General features: G+C 73.2%; 15 protein-coding genes and 1 riboswitch. Of the genes, 8 read left to right on the forward strand and 7 right to left on the reverse strand.

The annotated features are described in order from the left end of the window. The first annotated feature begins 200 nt into the window (after window positions 1–200). The 3 genes from AC2CHG_RS13840 to AC2CHG_RS13850 all read left to right on the forward strand — a co-directional run bounded on the left by AC2CHG_RS13840 (window position 201) and on the right by AC2CHG_RS13850 (window position 3,462). Window positions 201–965 (forward strand): hypothetical protein, encoded by a 765-nt coding sequence (locus AC2CHG_RS13840; RefSeq protein WP_484524875.1) that lies wholly within the window; start codon window positions 201–203, stop codon window positions 963–965. A gap of 307 nt (window positions 966–1,272) precedes the next feature. Next, window positions 1,273–1,415, forward strand: a riboswitch (cyclic di-AMP (ydaO/yuaA leader). A 193-nt stretch (window positions 1,416–1,608) separates the two neighbouring features. Beyond that, window positions 1,609–2,463, forward strand: a complete 855-nt coding sequence (locus AC2CHG_RS13845; RefSeq protein WP_484524876.1) for a C39 family peptidase — start codon at window positions 1,609–1,611, stop codon at window positions 2,461–2,463. Between the two features lie 252 nt (window positions 2,464–2,715). Then, entirely contained in the window at window positions 2,716–3,462 is a 747-nt protein-coding gene (locus AC2CHG_RS13850; protein WP_281600691.1) for an alpha/beta fold hydrolase, read from the forward strand. A 37-nt stretch (window positions 3,463–3,499) separates the two neighbouring features. Here AC2CHG_RS13850 and AC2CHG_RS13855 read toward each other — a convergent pair whose 3' ends face one another. The 4 genes from AC2CHG_RS13855 to AC2CHG_RS13870 form a co-directional block, all read right to left on the reverse strand. After that, window positions 3,500–5,176: a CDP-glycerol glycerophosphotransferase family protein gene (locus AC2CHG_RS13855; protein ID WP_484524877.1), complete on the reverse strand. Its 1,677-nt coding sequence runs from the start codon at window positions 5,174–5,176 to the stop codon at window positions 3,500–3,502. A 19-nt stretch (window positions 5,177–5,195) separates the two neighbouring features. Next, window positions 5,196–6,698 (reverse strand): D-ribitol-5-phosphate cytidylyltransferase, encoded by a 1,503-nt coding sequence (locus AC2CHG_RS13860; RefSeq protein ID WP_484524878.1) that lies wholly within the window; start codon window positions 6,696–6,698, stop codon window positions 5,196–5,198. A 104-nt stretch (window positions 6,699–6,802) separates the two neighbouring features. Further along, window positions 6,803–7,603 carry an ABC transporter ATP-binding protein gene (locus AC2CHG_RS13865; protein ID WP_135239213.1) on the reverse strand — a complete coding sequence of 267 codons (801 nt, stop codon included), beginning with the start codon at window positions 7,601–7,603 and terminating at the stop codon, window positions 6,803–6,805. Continuing rightward, the gene (locus AC2CHG_RS13870; protein WP_262012202.1) at window positions 7,596–8,498 is read right to left on the reverse strand and encodes an ABC transporter permease; all 903 of its coding nucleotides are present in this window, start codon (window positions 8,496–8,498) and stop codon (window positions 7,596–7,598) included. Before AC2CHG_RS13870 ends, AC2CHG_RS13865 begins: the two co-directional genes overlap by 8 nt. 155 nt (window positions 8,499–8,653) lie before the next feature. On the opposite strand from AC2CHG_RS13870, the gene AC2CHG_RS13875 reads away from it, so the two are divergent. The 5 genes from AC2CHG_RS13875 to AC2CHG_RS13895 all read left to right on the forward strand — a co-directional run bounded on the left by AC2CHG_RS13875 (window position 8,654) and on the right by AC2CHG_RS13895 (window position 14,936). Continuing rightward, on the forward strand, window positions 8,654–9,286 hold the full coding sequence (locus AC2CHG_RS13875; protein WP_135239215.1) for a TetR/AcrR family transcriptional regulator: 633 nt from the start codon (window positions 8,654–8,656) through the stop codon (window positions 9,284–9,286). 151 nt (window positions 9,287–9,437) lie between these two features. Then, window positions 9,438–10,544: a DegT/DnrJ/EryC1/StrS family aminotransferase gene (locus AC2CHG_RS13880; RefSeq protein WP_484524879.1), complete on the forward strand. Its 1,107-nt coding sequence runs from the start codon at window positions 9,438–9,440 to the stop codon at window positions 10,542–10,544. After that, window positions 10,541–11,566, forward strand: coding sequence for a Gfo/Idh/MocA family protein (locus tag AC2CHG_RS13885; protein WP_484524880.1), 1,026 nt, complete (start codon window positions 10,541–10,543; stop codon window positions 11,564–11,566). Before AC2CHG_RS13880 ends, AC2CHG_RS13885 begins: the two co-directional genes overlap by 4 nt. Next, window positions 11,563–13,245, forward strand: a complete 1,683-nt coding sequence (locus AC2CHG_RS13890; protein ID WP_484524881.1) for a glycosyltransferase family protein — start codon at window positions 11,563–11,565, stop codon at window positions 13,243–13,245. The genes AC2CHG_RS13885 and AC2CHG_RS13890 overlap by 4 nt, the downstream gene beginning before the upstream one ends. Before the next feature lie 98 nt (window positions 13,246–13,343). Continuing rightward, entirely contained in the window at window positions 13,344–14,936 is a 1,593-nt protein-coding gene (locus AC2CHG_RS13895) for a glycosyltransferase (protein WP_484524887.1), read from the forward strand. A gap of 61 nt (window positions 14,937–14,997) precedes the next feature. On the opposite strand, the gene AC2CHG_RS13900 is transcribed toward AC2CHG_RS13895, so the two are convergent. Genes AC2CHG_RS13900 through wecB form a run of 3 tightly spaced genes read right to left on the reverse strand, consistent with a single transcriptional unit; the run spans window position 14,998 to window position 19,650 of the window. Next, window positions 14,998–17,121 (reverse strand): glycosyltransferase family 1 protein, encoded by a 2,124-nt coding sequence (locus tag AC2CHG_RS13900; protein ID WP_484524882.1) that lies wholly within the window; start codon window positions 17,119–17,121, stop codon window positions 14,998–15,000. Next, window positions 17,118–18,530 (reverse strand): glycosyltransferase family protein, encoded by a 1,413-nt coding sequence (locus tag AC2CHG_RS13905; protein WP_262012208.1) that lies wholly within the window; start codon window positions 18,528–18,530, stop codon window positions 17,118–17,120. Before AC2CHG_RS13905 ends, AC2CHG_RS13900 begins: the two co-directional genes overlap by 4 nt. Before the next feature lie 34 nt (window positions 18,531–18,564). Continuing rightward, on the reverse strand, window positions 18,565–19,650 hold the full coding sequence (wecB, locus tag AC2CHG_RS13910) for a non-hydrolyzing UDP-N-acetylglucosamine 2-epimerase (protein WP_484524883.1): 1,086 nt from the start codon (window positions 19,648–19,650) through the stop codon (window positions 18,565–18,567). Window positions 19,651–19,739: the final 89 nt, after the last annotated feature.

Below are 19,739 nucleotides of genomic sequence, written 5' to 3' on the forward strand. Positions count from 1 at the left end.
CCGCAGCCGGTCCCGGCCGGACGGGCCGCCGCATCGGACGGCCCGCGGGCCCCGCCCGCCCGCTGACCCGCTCACGGGCCGCGCCCGTCTTCCGCACCCACTCGCACGTCATCCCCGCACCCGCCCCGGTGGCCTTACCGGCCCGCCCCGGCGAGATCGTGCGGGTCCTCCCGCCAGGTCCTTCCCGTGAGGTGCCGACCATGTCCCAGACCGCTCTGTACCACTTCCTCACCTCCGTGCCCGAGGCCGCCGCCATCTGGTCCTTCCTCCTGCTGCTCGCGCTCGGCCTGCTCGCCGCCCTCGTCGCCCGGCCCGAACGCGACCCCGTGCCGGAGGCCGCCCCCGAACCGGCCGACGCCGACGCCGCCCGCCACGACGACCTGATCCGGTACGCCGAGGAGGTGGCGGTGGCCGCAGCCGGAGCCGCCCAGACGGCCCGTCGCCGCCGGGAGCGGTGGCTGGCCGCGCAGGACGAGGCGGACCGGGCCTGGACCGCGTACGACGAGGCGGACGCCGCCGCCCGCCGCTTCGCCGGTGCCGCCGCGCTGCCCGCCCCGCGCACGCCGCGCACCCCTGCCGAGTACGCGGCCCGGGAGCGCTGGCTGCACCACGCCGCCATGACGGCGCACTGGCGGGGCGACCTGACCGCCCGTCAGCTCGCCGACGTGCTGGCGCGCCGCAACGGGTGGGATCCGCGCCGGCACCCGGCCGAGCAGGAGATCATGCTGGCCCGTACCGTCCGGGACGGGCGCCGGGCCGGATGGGAGAGCGCCGCCGCGCGGGAGCGGTCGGCCTGGCGGGACGCCGAACTGGCCGCCGAGGCCGCCCGGACGCTCGCCGCCGAGGCGTACGCGGCCACTGCGGCGCTGCGGCCCGCCCCGGCGTACCGGAGCGCGACGGCGAGCGCCGTGCCGGTGGCCGCGACGGTCCGTAACGCCCGCTGGCGCCCGGCCCGGGTCGGCTGAGGTCTCGTCTCGACCGAATCGTTACCCGGAATGTGGTGAGCCCGGTCACCCGGGCCGTCGAAACGGGCGCCGGGCGCAGAACGGGTCATCGAGTCCCGCGATTGCCGGTCGGGTGCTCGCCGTCTGTCCGCTTTCCGCCGCCGGGCGCCGTCGAAACTGCTTGTCCCATTGAGCGAAGTCAGTAACCGGGTGTTCCGAAATCCGTTACCGCGGATCACGTTTACGCAGGTGGGAGCGCTTGGCAGGGGACATACCCACCGGTAGTGTCGGCGCGTCCGATGCGGTAATCGATCGCCGACGGCGACGCCGCGCCGACCCGCCTAATCGTGTTCCACGAACCGGGGACCCATGAGCACCATCGGGGTGAATCCGCGGGCCGACGGCCTGCGGTAGGGCGTACTTCCCGCCCGAATCCGTCAGCTAACCCGGTCGGCGGCCACGGAAGGAGTAACCCCTCTTGCCCACCCCTCGATCGTCCCCCCGCCTCCACGGCGAAGCGGTGCCCGCGCGCGCCTGACGCGCGACCGGCAACCGCCCCCTGGGCGCCCGGCATCACGGGCGTTCCCGATCCCCCGGCCATCCGGCCCCGCCAGCACGTGTGAGTTCCTCCGCGTGCCGGGCCGGTGTGTGCCGCTCACGCCCCGTGGAGGATTTTGTGAAGCACCACCTGAAGCGTCAGCTGCGACGGATCGTCACCGAACGCCCGTACCAGATCATCGCCGGATCGGCCGCCGCGCTCGTGCTGGCCGCCGGTGCCGGAACCGTCGCCACCGCCGGTGACGACGCCCCGGTCCAGGAGAACACCGCCGCGGTCGCCGACCTCGGCTCCGCCCGTCTCGGCGAGCAGCCCGCCAGCCGCAGCGAGGCCCGCATCGCCGTGCCGCAGGCGTCGTCCAGTGCCTCCGCCTCGCCCAGCGCGTCGCCGAGCGCCTCCCCGTCCGCGAAGGCCGCTGCCGATCCGGACACCACGCCCAAGGCCAAGCCGAAGCCGCCGTCGAGCAAGTCGCTCGACTACGACTACCAGGCGCAGATCAACTACTTCTACTGCGGCCCGGCCGCGGTGCGCAACGCGCTCAGCGCCGCCGGCATCGAGCGCAGCCAGGACGCGCTCGCCGGCCCCCTCGGCACCACCGAGATGGGCACCAACTCGGCCGAGGACACCACCCGGGTGCTCAACCAGCAGGTCAAGGGCAACCCGTACCGGACCCGCATGATTCCCGGCACTGCCACCCCGGCCCAGATGGACCGCCTCCAGGCCGATGTGGTCGAGGCGATCAGCAACGGCCGCGGGGTCGTCGCGAACGTCGCCGGTACGGCCACCGACACCAACGGCGGCTGGCACTCGTTCCCGGGCGGCCACTACGTCGCCGTGGTCGGCTACAAGGACGACGGCCGGACCGTGCGGATCGCCGACTCGGCCGACCCGTCGCTGCCGTCGTACTGGGTCACCACGATCGACCTGGCGCACTGGATCGCCAGCCGCGGCTACTCCGCCTGACCGTCCCGCACACCCGAAGGCCGGCACCCCACCCGGGGCGCCGGCCTTCCTCGTCCCGCCCCCGCCCTCACGCCGTCTTGGCGCGCCGATCTTGGACTTGTGGCACCCAGTATGCCCGGCTCGCCCGCTATGGAAGGTGCCACAACTCCAAGATCGAGGGTGAGTGCGGAGTGTGGGTGGCCGGAGCCGCGGCGAGGGGTTCGGCGGGGTTCGGTCTCGCGTGTCCGGGGCGGGCGGTGGCAGACTGCGCCAATGGGCGATGCGACGGGGAAGCGGCACCTGATTCTCCTGCACGGCATGGGTGCCACCGGCGAGGTGTGGCTGCCCTGGGCGCCGCTGCTGGAGCGCCGCTGGCCCGGCCGCTGGCTCGCCCCCGACCTGGCCGGTCACGGCTGGTCGCCGCCGCTGCCCGGCTACTCGTTCGAGGCCCTGGCCCAGCGCGTGGTGGACGGGCTCGGGCCGGTGCGGCTCGGCCCCGACGACCGGCTGGTGCTGCTCGGGCACTCGCTCGGCGGGGTGGTGGCGCTGGCGCTCGCGGCCCGGCAGCGCGGGCTTCCGGTCGACGCGGTGGTCGGGCTCGGCATCAAGGCGGTCTGGTCTCCGGCCGAGCTGGCGAAGTCGGCGGAACTGGCCGCCCGGCCGGTCACCTGGTTCGCCACCCGTGACGAGGCGGCCCGGCGCTACCTGCGGGTATCAGGGCTCGCCGGGCTGTTCGCCCCGGACCACCCGGTGGTGGACGCGGGACTGCGGCGGGAGGACGGCCGCTGGCGGCTCGCGATGGACCCGGCCGCGTTCGCGGTCGGGGAGCCCCGGCTGCCGGTGCTGCTGGCGGCCACCGGTGTGCCGGTGCTGCTGGCCCGCGGCGAGGCGGACCCGATGGTGACCGACGCGCAGCTCAAGGAACTGGGCGTGCCGGTGGCGACGCTGCCCGGGCTGGGCCACAACGCGCACGTCGAGGACCCGGAGGCGGTGCTCGCCCTGCTCGACCCGTACCTCTGAACGGGCGAGCCGGCCCGCGACGGGCCGGCTCGCGCTTCTAGCCGGCCGCGCGTGGCCCCGGGACCGCCCAGTCGGGCTCCAGCTCCCGGCGGGCGGCGGTGAGGAACGCCTCGGCGTAGGCGTCGGCGGGGAAGTCGCCCAGGTAACGGGTACGTGCCGCCCAGCGCTGTGCCGCCTTCGGGTCGGCGTCCAGCAGGTCGGTGAGCACCTCGTCCACGTTGGACATGTCGCGCCGCAGCACGTAGCCGGACGCGGCGAGCGGGAACCGCTCGACGAAGTGCTCACCGTCGGCGCCGGTGTCGGTGACCGCGTACGGCTTGCCGGAATACAGCCAGTCGGAGATGACCCCGGAGACGTCGGAGACCAGCGCGTCGGCGCGGTTGACGCACTCGGTGAGCGTCAGCTCGCGGCTCGCGGCGGCGCCGAACAGGTGCGGCCGGCCGGTCCTGGCCCGGTCGGCGGCGAGCAGTTCGGTGAGCCGGGCGAGCTGGCGGGCCGAGGCCGGGTTCTTGCCGGTGTACGGGTGGGCGCGCAGGATCACCACGGCACCCCTGTCGATCAGCCGGCGGATCAGCGTCTCGGCCACCGGCAGTGAGCAATAGTTGGCGTCGGCGTGGTGCCCGGTCCAGGTCGGGGTGTAGAGGACCGTCGGGTGCGCCGACGGGGTGACCGGCTCCCGGCGTACCTCGATGGCCTCGACCTGGGGGCGGCCGACCACGACGAACTTGTCGGCGGGGATCTCCACGCCGGCGCGGGCGTACCTGTCGATCGCGGCCTGCCCGGCCACGAAGATCTTGTCGAAGATGGCCGAGACCGGGTTGGCGCTGGGGGCCTTGTCGCTGTCGCCGTGGTGCAGCTGCACGTGGGTGAGCCGGCTGAACCGGATCAGGTGGGCGTTCTTCGCGCCGTGGTTGACGTAGAACGCGACCCGCAGGCTGGGCACCAGCGCCTCGTCCAGCGCCTTCAGCGTGGGGCAGAGGACCACCGGGGCGCGGGTGGCGGCGGCCACCGCGGGCAGGAGCTCCGGCTCGCGCAGCACCACCATGAATGGGCGGCCGATTCGTTCCAGGTACGGCAGCCACATGGTGACCTGGTACTCCGAGCCGGGCGGGGCGGAGAAGTGCAGCACGAACTCGGGCTGGTGGCGGCGCAGCGCCCGGCCGACCGGTCCACCTCCGGCTGGTGGCCGGAACCGGCGCCGGGCGAGGTCCAGCGCGACCGCCCCGCATCCGGCGCCGACCAGCAGCGCGGCGACCAGCGCGGTCCAGGCGGGCAGCGTCAGGGCGGCGGCGAGCGCCACCACGGCGAGCAGCACCAGCAGCGCGTCGCCGAGCCGGGCGGCGACCACTGGTGTCCACGTGCGGACCGGGAGGTTCGCCGCGCGGATCTCCAGCGCGCCGGCCTGCCGCAGCGGGCCGACCAGCAGCACCAGCCCGAGCAGCACCAGCGCGGTGGCGGTGAGCGCCGGGTCGAAGCCGTCGTCGAGGCGCCGGGCGTAGCCGACCAGGATGCCGGCGGCCACGAGCACCGTCTCGGCGAGCCCGTCGGCGGACGGCCGGACGCGGCGCTCCCAGGCGGTGGCGGCCAGCGCCGCGACCGCCAGGGCCAGGCCCCAGCCGGTGGCGCCGGTGAGCGCCACGACGAGGAAGGCCAGCACCGCCAGCCCGGTGGTCAGCCCCCGGGCGAGCAGCTTGCGGACCAGGTCACCACGCATCTGGTACGTCCCGTCGGGTTCAGGCTTCGGCGGACAGCTCGGACCGGTGCGGGCCCGGCTGGGCCGGTACGGCGGCCACCTGCTCGCCGGGGGACCGGCGCACGTCGACCACCTGGCCGGTCAGGTCGGAGATCAGTACGTCCAGGGACGCCTGCGCGACCGCCTCGGAGGAGAGCAGCGTGTGCTCCGGCTCCTCGCCGAACGCCCGCGTCCGCATCGGAGTGGCGGTGCGCTCCGGGTTGACGCAGTTGACGCGTACGCCGAACTCGGCCCACTCGTCGGCGAGCGCCTGGGTCAGGTTGACCAGCGCGGCCTTGGTGGCCGAGTAGAGCGCGTAGCGGGCCCGGCCCCTGGTGTACGAGCTGGACGTGTAGAGCAGCAGCTGGCCCTTGGTCTGCTGCAGGTACGGCAGGGACTGGCGCGCGATGGTGACCGGGCCGACGAAGTTGACGTGCAGGAGACGGTCCATCGTCTCGGTGTCCATCTCGGCCAGAGCGCCCTTCTCGAGGATGCCGGCGGTGACCACCACGTGGTCGATCCGGCCGGTGGCCTCGAAGGCGGTCTTCAGCGCGGCGGCCACGTCCTCGGCGCGCTCGACGTGCGTGCCGGTGGTGGAGCGGCTGAACGGGAAGACCTGTGCACCGTAGGAGCGGGCCAGTTCGGCCAGGTCGTGGCCGATGCCGTAGCTGCCGCCGAAGACCACGATGGTCCGGCCGGTCAGCTCCTCGGCGTAGCTGCGGTGGTCGGTCAGCCGGGGCGCCTGCGCGGCGGCGAGCTGGAACAGCTTGTCGGCCAGGTGCACGTCGACCGGGTGGGTGACCTTGATGTTCTCGTCCGAGCCGTCGATCACCTTGATCGGCGTGCCGGGCAGGTAGCGCAGCACCACGCCGCAGTCGTCGGTGGCGGCGAAGTCGGGGTCGCCCTCGGCGCGCCGGTACGCCTCACGGATGGTGCCGGAGCGGAACGCCTGCGGGGTCTGGCCGCGGCGTAGCCGGGAGCGCACCGGGATGTCGGTGATGCAGTCGTCCGCGTCGACCTGGATGATCGTGTCGGCGGACGGGATAGCCACGTCGACAGCCGAGTACGTCCAGAGCGCGTTCACGCACTCGCGCACGATCCGGGCGCTGACCAGCGGGCGGACCGCGTCGTGGAAGAGGATGTTGACATCGCCCTCGCCGACCGCGTCGAGCGCGATCCGGGTGGTGTCGTTGCGGGTCTCGCCGCCCTCGATCACCTTGGTGACCTTGCGGAAGCCGGCGTCGGCGACGATGCGCCGCGCGTCGTCGACGTGACCGGTGGCCATCAGCACGATGATCTCGTCGATCTCCGGCGCGGCCTCGAAGACGGCCAGGGTGTGCTCGATGATCGGCTTACCGGCGATCTTGAGCAGCTGCTTGGGGATGCCCAGCCCGAGGCGCGTACCGGTCCCCCCGGCGAGGATCACGGCCACCGTACGCGCGGGGCGCCAGGGTGCCGGGCTCGCCGGCGCGGCGTCCGGTGCGGTGGTGTGGTCCTGCGTCATTGCCGTACCTCACTCTGGGTGAAAGGGGATGGGTCCGAAAACCTTAACGCGTACGCGGGAGCGCACCGCTCCGGGCGGAACCCGGTGCGGTGCGCTCCGACGCGCTACTTCTGGTTCTCGTACGCGTCGCAGACCTCCTTGGTGGGGCCGTCCATCTTCAGGACGCCGCTCTCCAGCCAGATGGTCCGCTCACAGGTGTCCCGGATCGAGCCGATCGAGTGGCTGACCAGGAAGACGGTGCCGGCGCTGTCGCGCAGTTCGCGGACCCGCTGCTCGCTGCGGACCCGGAACTTGCGGTCGCCGGTGGCCAGCGCCTCGTCGATGAGCAGCACGTCGTGCTTCTTCGCCGAGGAGATCGCGAAGCGCAGCCGCGCGCCCATGCCGGACGAGTAGGTGCGCATCGGCAGCGAGGCGAAGTCGCCGCGCTCGTTGATCCCGGAGAACTCGATGATCTCCGGGGCGATCTTCTTGACCTCGTCCGGGTGCATGCCCATGGCGAGGCAGCCGAGCACCACGTTGCGCTCACCGGACAGGTCGTTGAGCAGCGCGGCGTTGACGCCGAGCAGCGACGGCTGGCCCTGGGTGTAGACGGCGCCGCGGGCCGGCGGGAGCAGCCCGGCGATGGCCCGCAGCAGCGTGGACTTGCCGGAGCCGTTGCTGCCGATCAGGCCGATCGCCTCACCCTCGTACGCGGTGAAGCTCACGCCCTTGACCGCGTGCACCTCGCGGATGTTCGGCGCCTTGGTACGGGAGACGATCCGCTTGAGCGCGGAGACCGGTGTGGTGCCGCCGGTCGCGCCCTTGTGGATCCGGTAGATGACGTGTACGTCGTCCACCACCACGGTGGGGACGCGGCCCGAGTCGGTCACCGGGCCGGCGTTCAACGGCAGGGTCTGCTCAGCCACGGCCGTACTCCTTCTCTCCGCGCCAGAAGTAGACGAACCCGCCGGCGCCCATCACGACCGCCCAGAACACCCCGAGCGCCCACAGCTTCGCCGGGGAGCTCACCAGGTGCGCCTGGTGCGAGTCGAGCAGCGCGTAGCGGGCCAGCTCGATGAAGACCAGCGGCGGGTTCCACTCCAGGATGTTCGCCGCCCAGTTCGGCAGGTGCTCGCGGATGAGCGTCACCGGGTAGAGCACGCCGGAGGCGTACAGCCAGGTGCGCATCACGAACGGCATGACCTGCTTGAGGTCGGTGACCTTGGAGCCGAGGCGGGCCATGACCATGCTCAGCCCGACGTTGAAGATCGTCTGGAGCAGCAGCATCGGGAGGATCAGGACCCAGCGGAAGGTGAGCGGCTCGCCGGTGACGAGCACGATGCCGGCCAGCACCACCATCGACATGAGCAGCTGCTGGAGCTGCACCAGCGTGACCGTGATCGGCAGCGCCGCCCGGGGGAACTGGAGCGCCCGGATCAGGCCCAGGTTGCCGGTGATCGCGCTGACGCCGTTCGAGGCCGCGGTCTGCGTGAAGATGAAGATGAAGACGCCCGTGCACAGGTACGCGATGAAGTTCGGCACGTTCCGGTGCTGGCCCAGGATCACGCCGAAGATCAGGAAGTAGACGGCCGCGTTGGTGAGCGGTGTCAGCACCTGCCAGAGCTGGCCGAGCTGGGTGTTGCTCAGCGAGGAGGCGACCTTCGCCCGCGAGTACGCGGTCATGAAGTGCCGGTACGCCCACAACCGGCGGGCGTACTCACCCAGGGCGGGTCGTTCCCCGGCCACCCGTAGCCCGTACCGCTGGGCCAGCTGGGCCCGGGTCAGTCCGGATTCGGGGTCGGCCACCGCGGTGTTGGCCATGTTCAGGCGCTCCGATCTTTCGTGCTGATGGGGAGCAGTGCGGTGAATGAGATCCAGCGTGGCCGGGCGGGGAGGAGCCGCCTCGCTGCTGCATGGAAGGTAGTCCACCGAACGTCGGGACGCAACCGTACCGTCGTTGCGCTACATTGTTCCACGTGACGACCGAGAAGAGGCGTGCTCCGGCCGGCGCGGCGGTGCTGCGCGGGGAGATCACCAGTGCCATCCGCGCCGCCGTGATGCAGGAGTTGGCCGAGGTCGGCTACGGTCGCCTCTCCATCGAGGCGGTGGCCCGCCGGGCCGGTGTGAGCAAGACCGCCATCTACCGCCGCTGGCGTTCCAAGCTCGATCTGGTGCTGGACATGGTCTCGGCGGTGGCGGGCCGGAACATCCCGCTGCTGGACACCGGCAGCCTCCTCGGTGACCTGGAGATCCTGCTGCACGTGATGGCGCGTGCACTACGTCACCGGCTGGCCGCGCAGATCATCCCGGACCTGCTGGCCGAGGCGGCCCGCAACCCGCAGATCGCGGAGAAGTTGCAGGCCGCCCTGGACGACTACCAGCAGGCGGTGGGCCGGATCCTGATCGGCCGCGCGGTCGAGCGCGGCGAGCTGTCCCCGGCCACCGACAGGCGGGCCGCCGTCGATCTGATCGTCGGTCCGGTCTACTGGCGGATGGCGATCTCCCGGGCCCCGCTGGAGCCCGCCGAGGTGCCCCGGATGGCGGCCGCGATCGTCGCCGCCCTGCGGGTAGCATGCGTGGAGCCTGTGCGCGACGAGGTGGAAGTGTGAGCCCCGGGCCGCCCCCGGAGGTCCGTCGCCGATCATGAACAGAAGGTCACAACCGGTCGGACAATCAGTGCGAACGGCTGGTTTTCCCGACAGAGCGGTACCATCCCCCGAAATGTCTCCCATGAACCACGCGTCGACAGGAGGAAGCCCCATGGCCGGGCCGCATCCAGAGTTCATTCCCCCCGCACGGCCGATCATCGGCGAAGCCGAGATCGAGGCGGCCGTCCGGGTGCTGCGGAGCGGCCGGGTCGTGCAGGGCCCCGAGGTCGCGGCGTTCGAGGAGGAGTTCGGTGACCTGGTCGGCGGCCGGCACTGCGTCGCCGTCAACTCCGGCACCTCCGCGCTCCAGCTGACGCTGATGGCGCTCGGCTTCGGCCCGGGCGACGAGATCATCGTCCCCTCGTTCTCCTTCGCCGCCAGCGGCAACGCGGTCCGGCTGGTCGGCGCCGAGCCGGTCTTCGTGGACATCGAGCCGGGCAGCTTCTGCGTCGACCCGGAGGCGGTCGCCGCGGCGATCACGCCGAAGACCGTCGCGATCATGCCGGTGCACCTCTACGGCCACCCGGCCGCGATGGACCGGATCATGGAGATCGCGCAGCAGCACGGCCTCGCCGTGGTCGAGGACGCCGCGCAGGCGCACGGCGCCGAGCTGAACGGCACCCCGGTCGGCGCCTTCGGCACCGCCGGCTGCTTCAGCTTCTACCCGACGAAGAACATGCACTCCCTCGAGGGCGGCATGATCACCACCGCCGACGCGGACCTCGCCCGCACCCTGCGGCTGCTGCGTAACCAGGGCATGGAGCAGCGGTACGCCAACGAGATCGTCGGCGCCAACATGCGGATGACCGACGTGGCCGCCGCCATCGGCCGGGTGCAGCTCACCCAGCTTCCCGAGTGGACCGAGCAGCGCCGCGCCAACGCCAAGTTCCTCGACTCGGCGATCACCGGCATGGTCACCCCGCCGGTCGCCGACGGCGCCAAGCACGTCTACCACCAGTACACGGTGCGGGTGCGGGGCGACCGGGACGCCGCCCAGGCCCGCCTCACCGAGCTGGGCATCGGCAACGCGGTCTACTACCCGACCCCGATCCACCGGCTCAAGCCGTACCTCGTGGACGGCAAGCCGGGCGCGTGGGACCTGCCGGAGACCGAGCGGGCCGCCGCCGAGGTGGTCTCGCTGCCCGTGCACCCGTCGCTCAGCCAGGCCGAGCTGGAGCGCATCGCCGAGGGCGCGAACCTCGCGGGCGGTGCCCGATGAGTGGACGGAAGCTGCGGGCCGGCCTGATCGGCCTCGGCGCGATGGGGCGCAACCACGCCCGCGTGCTGTCCAACCTGGACGGCGTCGAGCTGGTCGGCGTGGTCGACCCGGCCGGCGACGTGACCGGCACGCTGCGCGCCCCGGTCGTACCCGAGCTGAGCGACCTGCTCGCCCTCGGCGTCGACTACGCGGTGGTGGCCTGCCCGACGGCGCTGCACGAGCCGATCGGCATGGAGCTGGCCGCCAACGGCGTCTGCGCGCTCATCGAGAAGCCGCTGGCCCAGTCCGTCGACGCGGCCACCCGGCTGGTCGAGGCGTTCGAGAACGCCGGCCTGGTCGCGGGCGTCGGCCACATCGAGCGCTACAACCCGGCGCTGCAGAGCCTGCGGACCCGCCTGGAGGCGGGCGAGCTGGGCGAGGTGTTCCAGGTCGTGACCCGGCGCCAGGGCCCGTTCCCGCACCGGATCGCCGACGTCGGCGTGGTGATGGACCTGGCCACCCACGACATCGACCTGACCGCCTGGGTGACCGGCCGGCAGTACGCCTCGGTCGCGGCCCGCACCGTCTCGCGCAGCGGCCGGCTGCACGAGGACATGGTCGCCGTGGTCGGCCAGCTCTCCGACGGCACGATGGTCAACCACCTGGTGAACTGGCTCAGCCCGCTCAAGGAGCGGTCCACCGTGGTCACCGGTGACAAGGGCTGCTTCGTGGCCGACACGCTCACCGCCGACCTGACGTTCTACGCCAACGCCGCCATCGACACCGAGTGGGAGGCGCTGCGCGCATTCCGCGGCGTGGCCGAGGGCGACATGGTCCGCTACGCCATCCCGAAGCGCGAGCCGCTGCTGGTCGAGCACGAGCGCTTCCGGGACGCGGTGGAGGGCAAGCAGAGCGACATCGTCACGCTGCGGCAGGGTCTGCGTACCGTGCAGGTCGCGGCCGCCCTGCTGGAGTCGTCCGCCGACGGCAAGGTCGTGTCCGTGGCGGCCAGCGGCAGCGACGCGGAGCCGGCACTGCGATGAGCCCGGCGCCGGTGCGGCGGACGGTCTCCGCGGTGCGGCGGCGGATTCCCCGGCGGTGGCGCATCGCGCTCCGCCGGGCCGCCGCCGGCACGCGCCCCTGGGAGACCCCTTCGGTACGCGAACTGTGTGAACTTCCCGCCGGCACGCCGCTGCTGGTGCACGCCGGCGGGATCACCGGTGACCGGGCGCTGGACGGCGTGCTGCGCGCCCTGGCCCGGTTGCCCGAGTTCCACCTGGCACTGCTCTGCGACCCGGCGGAGCAGGCGGCCGCCCAGGACCTGGTCCGCCGGGCCGGCAAGGCCCGGCGCCGGGTCCACCCGGTGCCGCGCCCGCGCACGATGACGGCCGCGTTCCTCGCCTCGGGGGACGTGGCCGTGTTCGGGTTCGCGCCGGACGCCGGTCTCGGGCTGCTCGACACCTGCCTCGCCGCCGGGCTGCGGGTGGTCGCCGCCGACAACCGGGTGGTCCGCGAGCACCTGGCCCGCCACCGGGCCGGCGACTTCTACGCGCCCGGCTCGGTGCCCTCCTTCGCCAAGGCGGTGGAACGGGCCTGGCAGCGGGGCGACGACGACGCGCCGGAGCCGCCGGAGCCGGCGGTCGAGCCGGTCGAGGCCGGCACCCCGGGCCGGTGGCGGGCGCTCGGCGCCGGTCCGGTCCGGCTGGGTCTGGGCACGGCGAACTACGCCGGGCAGCTCTCCGCCCTCGCGGTGGCGATCAGCGCCGCGCGGGCGGACGTCGGCATCGAGCTGGTCGTGGCCAAGCCACCGGCCACCTACCGCTACCCGGCCGACCGGTATCTGCACTTCCCCGGCGAACACCGGCTCGACGTGCAGATGCAGCAGGCCGCGCGGGTGCTCGGCTTCTACACGCACCTGATCGTGGACGCGTTCCGTCCGGTGCTCGGCCGGCTCAACGGCGACGACATCGCCGCGGACCTGCCCGCGCTGCGCCGGGCCCGCCTCAAGGTCGCGCTGCTGGCGCACGGCAGTGAGATCCGCCACCCCGGCGCGCACCTGGAACGGCATGCCGCGTCCGCGTTCCGGGACGCGCCGGAGGACCTGCGCGAGCGGCTCACCGTGGTGGCCGAGCAGAACCGGCGTACCGCCGAGGAGAGCGGCCTGCCGTTCTTCGTGACCACGCCGGACCTGCTGGACGACGTGCCGTTCGCCACCTGGGCGCCGCTGATCGTGGACGTGGACGCCTGGGCCTGCGACCGCCCGGTGCTGGAACGCACCCGGCCGGTGGTGCTGCACGCCCCGTCCAACCGCTGGACCAAGGGCACCGATCGGCTCCTGCCCCGGTTGCAGGAGCTGCACGATCGACGGATCATCGAACTGCGCCTGGTGGAGGGTCTGCCGCACAGCGAGATGCGCCGCCTGGTGCAGGACTGCGACATCGTGGTCGACCAGTTGGTGATGGGCAGCTACGGCACCTTCTCCTGTGAGGGAATGGCCGCCGGCAAGGTCGTGGTGGCGTACGTGAGTGAAGGACCGCACCGGGCCGCCGGGGTCCAGCCGCCGATCGCCAACGCCACACCCGGCACGCTCGTCAAGACGATCGAGTCGCTGCTCGACGACAGGCCCGCCGCGGTCGCCCTGGCCGCGGAGGGCGCCCGTTACGTCCGTGACCACCACGACGGCCGGCGGACCGCCGAGGCATTCGACGCCTTCCTCCGGTGACCCGCCGACCGTCCGTGCACCGCCCCGCCAACGAGGAGAAGCACCCGATGCAAGCTGTCCCGAGTAGCGATGCCCGACCGACCCGGGGACGGGTGGTGATGCTGGTCGACAACGGGGTCCACGGCGACTCCCGGGTGCAGAAGGCCGCCCGCTCCGCCGCCGAGGCCGGCTGGGAGGTGATCCTGGTCGGCATCCTCAAGGGCGCGGCGACCGAGGACACCTGGCGCATCGGCGACGCCGAGGTCCGCCTGATCCGGATGCCCCGGCGGCTGACCCACCCGGTCGCGTACCGCCGCGCGCTGCTGCGCCGCCCGCTGGCGTACAAGCCGGGACCGGACGCCAAGCGGCGGCTGAACACGCTGCGGGCCCGCCGGGACGACCTGACGTTCCGTCTCTCCGAGCTCAAGGTGAACCGGGCGGCGGGCGGGCCCCGCCTCGCCGAGCTGGCCGGCAAGGCCCGGCTGGCCGCGCCGTACTTCCTCAACAAGACGATGTTCCAGTGGGTCAAGTTCCGCTCCGCGCAGCTGCGGCGGCTCCAGGAGAACCAGCAGAACCCGAACTCCCGGCTCGACCGGGCCGCGCTGCGGTTCTGGCAGCGGGTGCACGGTGACCGGGCCTGGCGCCGGCTGGACCCGGAACTGTGGGACTTCGAGCTGGCCTTCGCCTCGGTGGTGGACGAGCTGCGACCGGATCTGATCCACGCGCACGACTTCCGGATGCTCGGCGTCGGCGCGCGGGCGGTCATGCGGGCCCGGGCCGGCGGACGCGACGTCAAGCTGCTCTGGGACGCGCACGAGTTCGTCCCCGGCATCATCGGCCGCCCGGCCAACCTGCGCTGGCTGCCCGCCCAGATCGCCTACGTGCGGGAGCACGCGCCGTACGCCGACGCGGTCATCACCGTCTCGTCCACCCTGGCCGACCTGCTGCGGGAGAGCCACGACCTGCCCGAGCAGCCGGCCGTGGTGCTGAACGCGCCGCCGCGGTCGCTCACTGCCGAACAGCGGGCCACGCCGGTGCCGGGCATCCGGGCGATGTGCGGCATCGACGCCGGCACGCCGCTGCTCGTCTACTGCGGCGGCATCAACCCGTCGCGCGGCGTGGACATCATGATCCGTGGCCTCACCGAGATGCCCGAGGCGCACGTCGCGCTGGTCTCGGTGCACCCCAACGGCAAGGCCCCGATCATGTACGAGCTGGAGGAACTGGCCGCCGAACTGGGCGTGGCCGACCGGGTACACCTGCTGCCGTACGTGCCGCACTGGCAGGTGTCCGCGTTCGTCGCCCCGGCCGACCTGGGCGTCATCCCGATCCACCACAAGCCGAACCACGAGATCGCGCTGATCACCAAGTTCTTCGAGTACGCCCACGGCGGCCTGCCGATGGTGGTCAGCGACGTGCGGACGATGGCCGAGGCGACCCGGGCCACCGGGCACGGCGAGGTCTTCCGGGCCGAGGACCTGGACGACTACGTCCGGGCGGTGCGTACCGTGCTGGCCGACCCGCAGCGCTACCGGGCCGCGTACGACCGGCCGGGCGTGCTGGAGCAGTGGACCTGGGAGGCGCAGGCCCGGGTGATGGACGAGGTCTACACCCGGCTGCTGCCGAACCACCCCGGGCCGGTGCGGCCGGCGGAGGCGGACACGGCCGTCACGGCGGTGCCGAACCAGCGGACGGCGGTGCCGGTGCGCTGACCGGCGGAGAACGACAGCGGGGCCCGGCCGACCGGCCGGGCCCCGCACTCGTTGCGCCTGCTCAGTCGCCCAGCAGCAGCCGGTCGTAGTCGGCCTGGGTGACGGCCCAGTCCCAGGTCTTCAGCACGTGCTCCGAGGCGGCCCGGCCGGCCTCCGCCCACGCCTGCTCGGTCGCGGTGACGGCCAGGATCCGCTCCGCCGCCTCCGCCGGGGTGTCCGCCATCCAGTCGGCGGGGAAGAGGGTACGGGCGCCGTGCGGCTTGCCGGCGAAGAACGGCCAGTCCCGCACCACCGGCACCGCGCCGCTCGCCGCGCCCTCCACCAGACCGCAGTGGAAGCTCTCCCGCACCGAGGTGCTGAGGATGACGCCGACCTCCTGGAGCGCGCCCGGCACGTCGTCGGTCTGCCCGTAGCGCCGGACCGCGCCCAGCGGCTCCAGTTCGGCCAGGTCCTTGGCGAGCAGCCGGCCGTAGTCCTTCGCCGGCTTGCTGGTCCGGTTGTTGAAGTTGCTGCCGATGAGCGTCAGGGTGTACCGCTCGTCGTGCTCCCGCAGCTTCCGCAGGACGTCGATCGCCCACCGCGGGTCCTTCGCCACCGAGCTGAACCCGACCAGCCCCAGCGTGAACCGGGCGTCGGCCGGCTTGGCCCGGGGGTAGCGCTGCAGGTCCATCGCGTTGTCGACCACCCACAGCCGGGGGGCGTGTTCGCCGGTGAGCTGCGGCAGCACCGCGGTGGACAGGTCCCGCAGGTGCTCGGAGACGAAGACGACGTCGTCGACCCGGGAGAAGTCCACCAGGTGCGGCCAGAAGTTGAACGCCTCGAAGCTGTGCAGCCGGACGATGATCCTGGCCGTCCCCGGGTCGTGCAGCGTGAAGAGCGCGGCGGTGGCCTGGCACCAGTCGACGAACACGGTGTCGGCCCAGTCCAGGTGCGGCCGAAGCCACTCCTCGATCTTGGCCCCGTACGTCGACTCGGCGCCGAGCAGGTGCTCCATCACGGTGCTGCCGCTGAGCGCCAGCGGACGGGTCACCGGGTCCTCGTACAGGTCCAGGAAACGGACCTCCACGTTCGGCATGCCCCGGTAGCGCTCCAGGATCTCCTGGAGGAAGTTGTCGTTGATCAGCGTGGTGACCAGCAGCCGCAGCGGCCGGTCGGTGGGCGCCGGGGCGGCCGGGGCGAGCCGGCCCCGCGGCTGCGACAGCTTCCGCGCCGCCGCGCTCTCCCGGAACGGCGCCAGGAAGGCGCCCGGGTCGTCGCTCATCGGCGAGGAGAGCCGGTCGAAGTGCAGCACCCGGTTGGACGCCAGGCTCCACGCCCGCGACACCGCCGCGGCGGCCTTCTTCGGGTCCTTCGCCAGCCGGGCGTCGGCCAGCGCGAGCTGGGCGCGGATCGCGTCGTGCAGCCCGGACGGGACGTGCCCGAGGGCCAGCTCGCCCTGCGCGGCCTTGGTGAGCACGTCCGCGCGGGTGGCGGCGCTGTTGATCCGGCTGACCGCGGCCGCGGCGGTCCGGGCGGCGACCGCCGGGCGGCCCGCCTTGACCGCGCTGTCGTGCAGCCGTACCGCGAGCTTGCTGCGCAGCCGGTCCGGTACGCGGGGCGCGGCCACCGCGCGGGACCAGAACCAGGCGCCGGCCGGGTTGCTCATGATCCGCTGGCCGGTCGCCTTCTGGACGGTGGTGCGCACGGTCTCCACCGCCGCCCGCTTGGCGCCCCGGGTGCCGATGCCGGCGGCCGCCGCGACCTGCCGCTCCAGCCGCTTGCCGACCGGCTCGGTACGCGGCGCGTCGAGCGCCCGCTGCGCCGGCACGAGCCCGAAGTGTGCGCCGGCCCGGGTGTTGCGCTGGGCCATCTCCCACACCGTGTAGACCGACCGGGGGTCCAGCGCCACCAGCAGGTCGGCGGAGCGGAAACGCTGCCGCAGCCAGGCGTGGCGCTGCGCGTGCAGCCAGATCTTGCGGTTGGCCTGCGCCCGGCCGAGCGCCCGCCGCAGCCGGGCGTCGCGCTTCTCGGCGGGTACGACGAACGACCGCACCTCGGCCAGCGCCGGGTCGACCGGGAGTTCCGCGCTGTCGAAGAAGCACGCCACCGTGACGCGGGCGCCGCGGCTGCGGAAACGTTCCAGCGCCTCGATCAGCACGGCCGGCTGCTTCGGTGCGGCGGCGGCCACGATGAGCACTGTGGTCACTGTCGGGCATCTCCCGTCGAGGAGGTCGTGGCCGGGGTGGCCGCGCCGGCGCCGGTGGGCCGGACGAGTTCGGTGAGGCGGCGGACCGCCGGGGCGAGCACAGCGGGCCGGGCGAAACGGCGGGCCAGGTCCCGGGCGGCGGCCCGGTCCGCGTCGGTCGCCTTCAGGGCGAGCCGGCCGGCCTCCACGAAGGAGCCGGCGAGGCGGTGCGGGTCGAGCCCGACCGCCCCGGTCCACAGCGGATGGCCGGCGAGCACGTTGCTGGCGTCGTGGTCGACGTCGTGGGCGGAGAGCACGGGCAGGCCGCTGGCCATGAACTCGTACACCTTGCCGGAGGTGACGAACCGTCCACCGACGAGCATCAGCACCAGCGCGTCCCAGGAGCCGTACGTGGCCGCCAGCTCCGCCTTCGGCACCGGGCCGCCGAAGCTGACCCCGTCGGCGGCGGCCTCCTTGAGCAGGTCCATGTGCCGGTTGGCCTCACGCGACGCGCCCGCGCCGATGTGCCCGCGCACCTCGAACCGGGAGCGGGCCAGCAGCGGGTCGTCGCGCCGGGCGATGCGCCAGGCGTCCAGTACCGACTCCAGGAACGCCGGGCTGAAGTTGACCGAGCCCAGGTAGCCGAAGGTCAGCCCGGCTGCCGGGTCCGGCGAGCGGCCGGAGATGTCCGGCAGGCTGTCCTCGTCGTAGCCGTTGCGCACCACGTGCACCCGGTCGGCCAGGTGCGGGTAGCGCTCCCGGTAGAAGCCGGCGATCGGGTCGTTGACGCACCACACCGCGAGCGCGTTCTCCAGCACCGTGGACTCCCACCGGCCGGAGACCGAGTCGCGGGTGAACGCCTCGCCGCCGCCGATCACGTCGAGCGACCAGCCGTCGCGGAAGTCGACCGCGTACGGGACCTTGTGCTCCTCCCACAGCTTCCGGGTGGCCGCCAGGTTCACGTACGGGGCGCAGGAGGCGAGCAGCAGGTCGGCCGGGTGCTCGCGGTGCAGCCGCAGCACCGCCTTCTCCAGCTCGTACCGCCAGCCGCCGAACACCGGCTCCGGGAACGCCTGCTGCTCGCGCTTGCGCAGCCGCTTGATCCAGCCCGCCGGGTCCAGCGACCGCTCCTCGGAGAACGCCCTGATGTCGGTCTCCAGGTCCTCCCGGATCAGCGGCAGCTCGACCACCCGCACCCGCGGGTCGACCTTCTCCGACAGCGTGTGGTCCAGGCCGTACTCCCGCTCCCACGCCTGCTGGCAGATCGTGATGACGGTGATGTCCCAGCCCTGGGCGACGAACTGGTTCGCCGTCTCGCGCAGCCGGTACGCGCTGCTCTTCGCCGCGGGCGGGAAGCCGATCGCGAGGTAGATGGCGTGCGGCCGCTTCCCGCTGCGAGAGCGGGGGAGCGGGACGGTGTGGTTGGTCATCGCTGATAACCGATCGTGAGGAGGGAGCGCGTCGTCATGCCAGGTGCCGTCGCAGCGTCTCGGCGACCCGCCGGGCCGCCCGGCCGTCACCGTACGGGGTGCCGCGCGGCGCCTCCGGGGCGGGACGCGTCGCGGTTGCCGCCCAGCCGGCGCCCAGTTCGCGCGGATCCGGCACGAGCACGTTCCAGCCGTCGGCGAGCGTCTCGACCCACTCCGTCTCGGTGCGCAGCGTGGTGCACGGCCGGTCCAGGAGGTACGCCTCCTTCTGGAGGCCGCCCGAGTCGGTGACCACGCCGGCGGAGCCGACCACGGCGGCCACCATCGCGGCGTACGGCAGCGGCCGGCCGGCGTGCAGCGCGCCCCGGGTCAGCTTCAGCCCGTGCTCGTCGGCGCGGGCGACCAGCCGCGGGTGGGCCAGCAGCGCGACCGGCACGGGCAGGCCGGCGAGCGCGTCGAGCAGCGCGGCGAGCCGCTTCGGGTCGTCGGTGTTCTCCGCGCGGTGCAGCGTGGCGAGCAGGTACGGCGCGTCCGGGTCGATGCCGTCGGGCAGCGCCGGGCGGGGCTGCCCGCCCCGGGCCACGTCGTCGCGGACCCGCAGGCAGACGTCCACCATCACGTCACCGACCAGTTCGGTACGGGCGGCCAGGCCCTCCGTGGCCAGGTGCCGGACGGCCTCCTCGGTGGGGGCGAGCAGCAGATCGGCGGCGTGGTCGGTGAGCACCCGGTTGTGCTCCTCCGGCATCCGCCGGTTGAACGACCGCAGCCCGGCCTCCAGGTGCGCCACCCGCAGGTGCTGCTTCACCGCCGACAGCGTGCCGGCCAGCGTCGAGTTGGTGTCGCCGTACACCAGCACCCAGTCCGGCGCCTCGGCGGCGAGCACCGGGTCCAGGGCGGCCAGGGTGTTGCCGGTCTGCACGCCGTGGCTGCCGGAGCCGATGCCCAGGTGCACGTCCGGGTCGGGGATGCCGAGGCCGGAGAAGAAGACGTCGGACAGGTCGGCGTCGTAGTGCTGGCCGGTGTGCACGATCACGTGCTCGCACCCGTCCTCGGCGAACGCCGCCGCGATGGGCGCCAGCTTCACCAACTGCGGTCGGGCGCCGACGATGCTGACGACCTTCACACGTGACTCCTCGTGATCTGCGACGGATTCTCGGTGCGGACCGGCCGCCGCCCGAGTCGGAAGGCCGTGGACCCCGGCCGGGTGGCCGG

Source organism: Micromonospora sp. ATLC20 (assembly GCF_057196585.1).

Excerpts from the sequence above, each read along its gene's own strand:
- AC2CHG_RS13850 (WP_281600691.1), top strand. The coding sequence starts at position 2,716 with ATGGGCGATGCGACGGGGAAGCGGCACCTGATTCTCCTGCACGGCATG.
- AC2CHG_RS13840 (WP_484524875.1), top strand. The coding sequence starts at position 201 with ATGTCCCAGACCGCTCTGTACCACTTCCTCACCTCCGTGCCCGAGGCC.
- AC2CHG_RS13905 (WP_262012208.1), bottom strand. The coding sequence starts at position 18,530 with ATGACCAACCACACCGTCCCGCTCCCCCGCTCTCGCAGCGGGAAGCGG.
- AC2CHG_RS13880 (WP_484524879.1), top strand. The coding sequence starts at position 9,438 with ATGGCCGGGCCGCATCCAGAGTTCATTCCCCCCGCACGGCCGATCATC.
- AC2CHG_RS13860 (WP_484524878.1), bottom strand. The coding sequence starts at position 6,698 with ATGACGCAGGACCACACCACCGCACCGGACGCCGCGCCGGCGAGCCCG.
- AC2CHG_RS13895 (WP_484524887.1), top strand. The coding sequence starts at position 13,344 with ATGCTGGTCGACAACGGGGTCCACGGCGACTCCCGGGTGCAGAAGGCC.
- AC2CHG_RS13890 (WP_484524881.1), top strand. The coding sequence starts at position 11,563 with ATGAGCCCGGCGCCGGTGCGGCGGACGGTCTCCGCGGTGCGGCGGCGG.
- AC2CHG_RS13870 (WP_262012202.1), bottom strand. The coding sequence starts at position 8,498 with ATGGCCAACACCGCGGTGGCCGACCCCGAATCCGGACTGACCCGGGCC.
- AC2CHG_RS13855 (WP_484524877.1), bottom strand. The coding sequence starts at position 5,176 with ATGCGTGGTGACCTGGTCCGCAAGCTGCTCGCCCGGGGGCTGACCACC.
- AC2CHG_RS13885 (WP_484524880.1), top strand. The coding sequence starts at position 10,541 with ATGAGTGGACGGAAGCTGCGGGCCGGCCTGATCGGCCTCGGCGCGATG.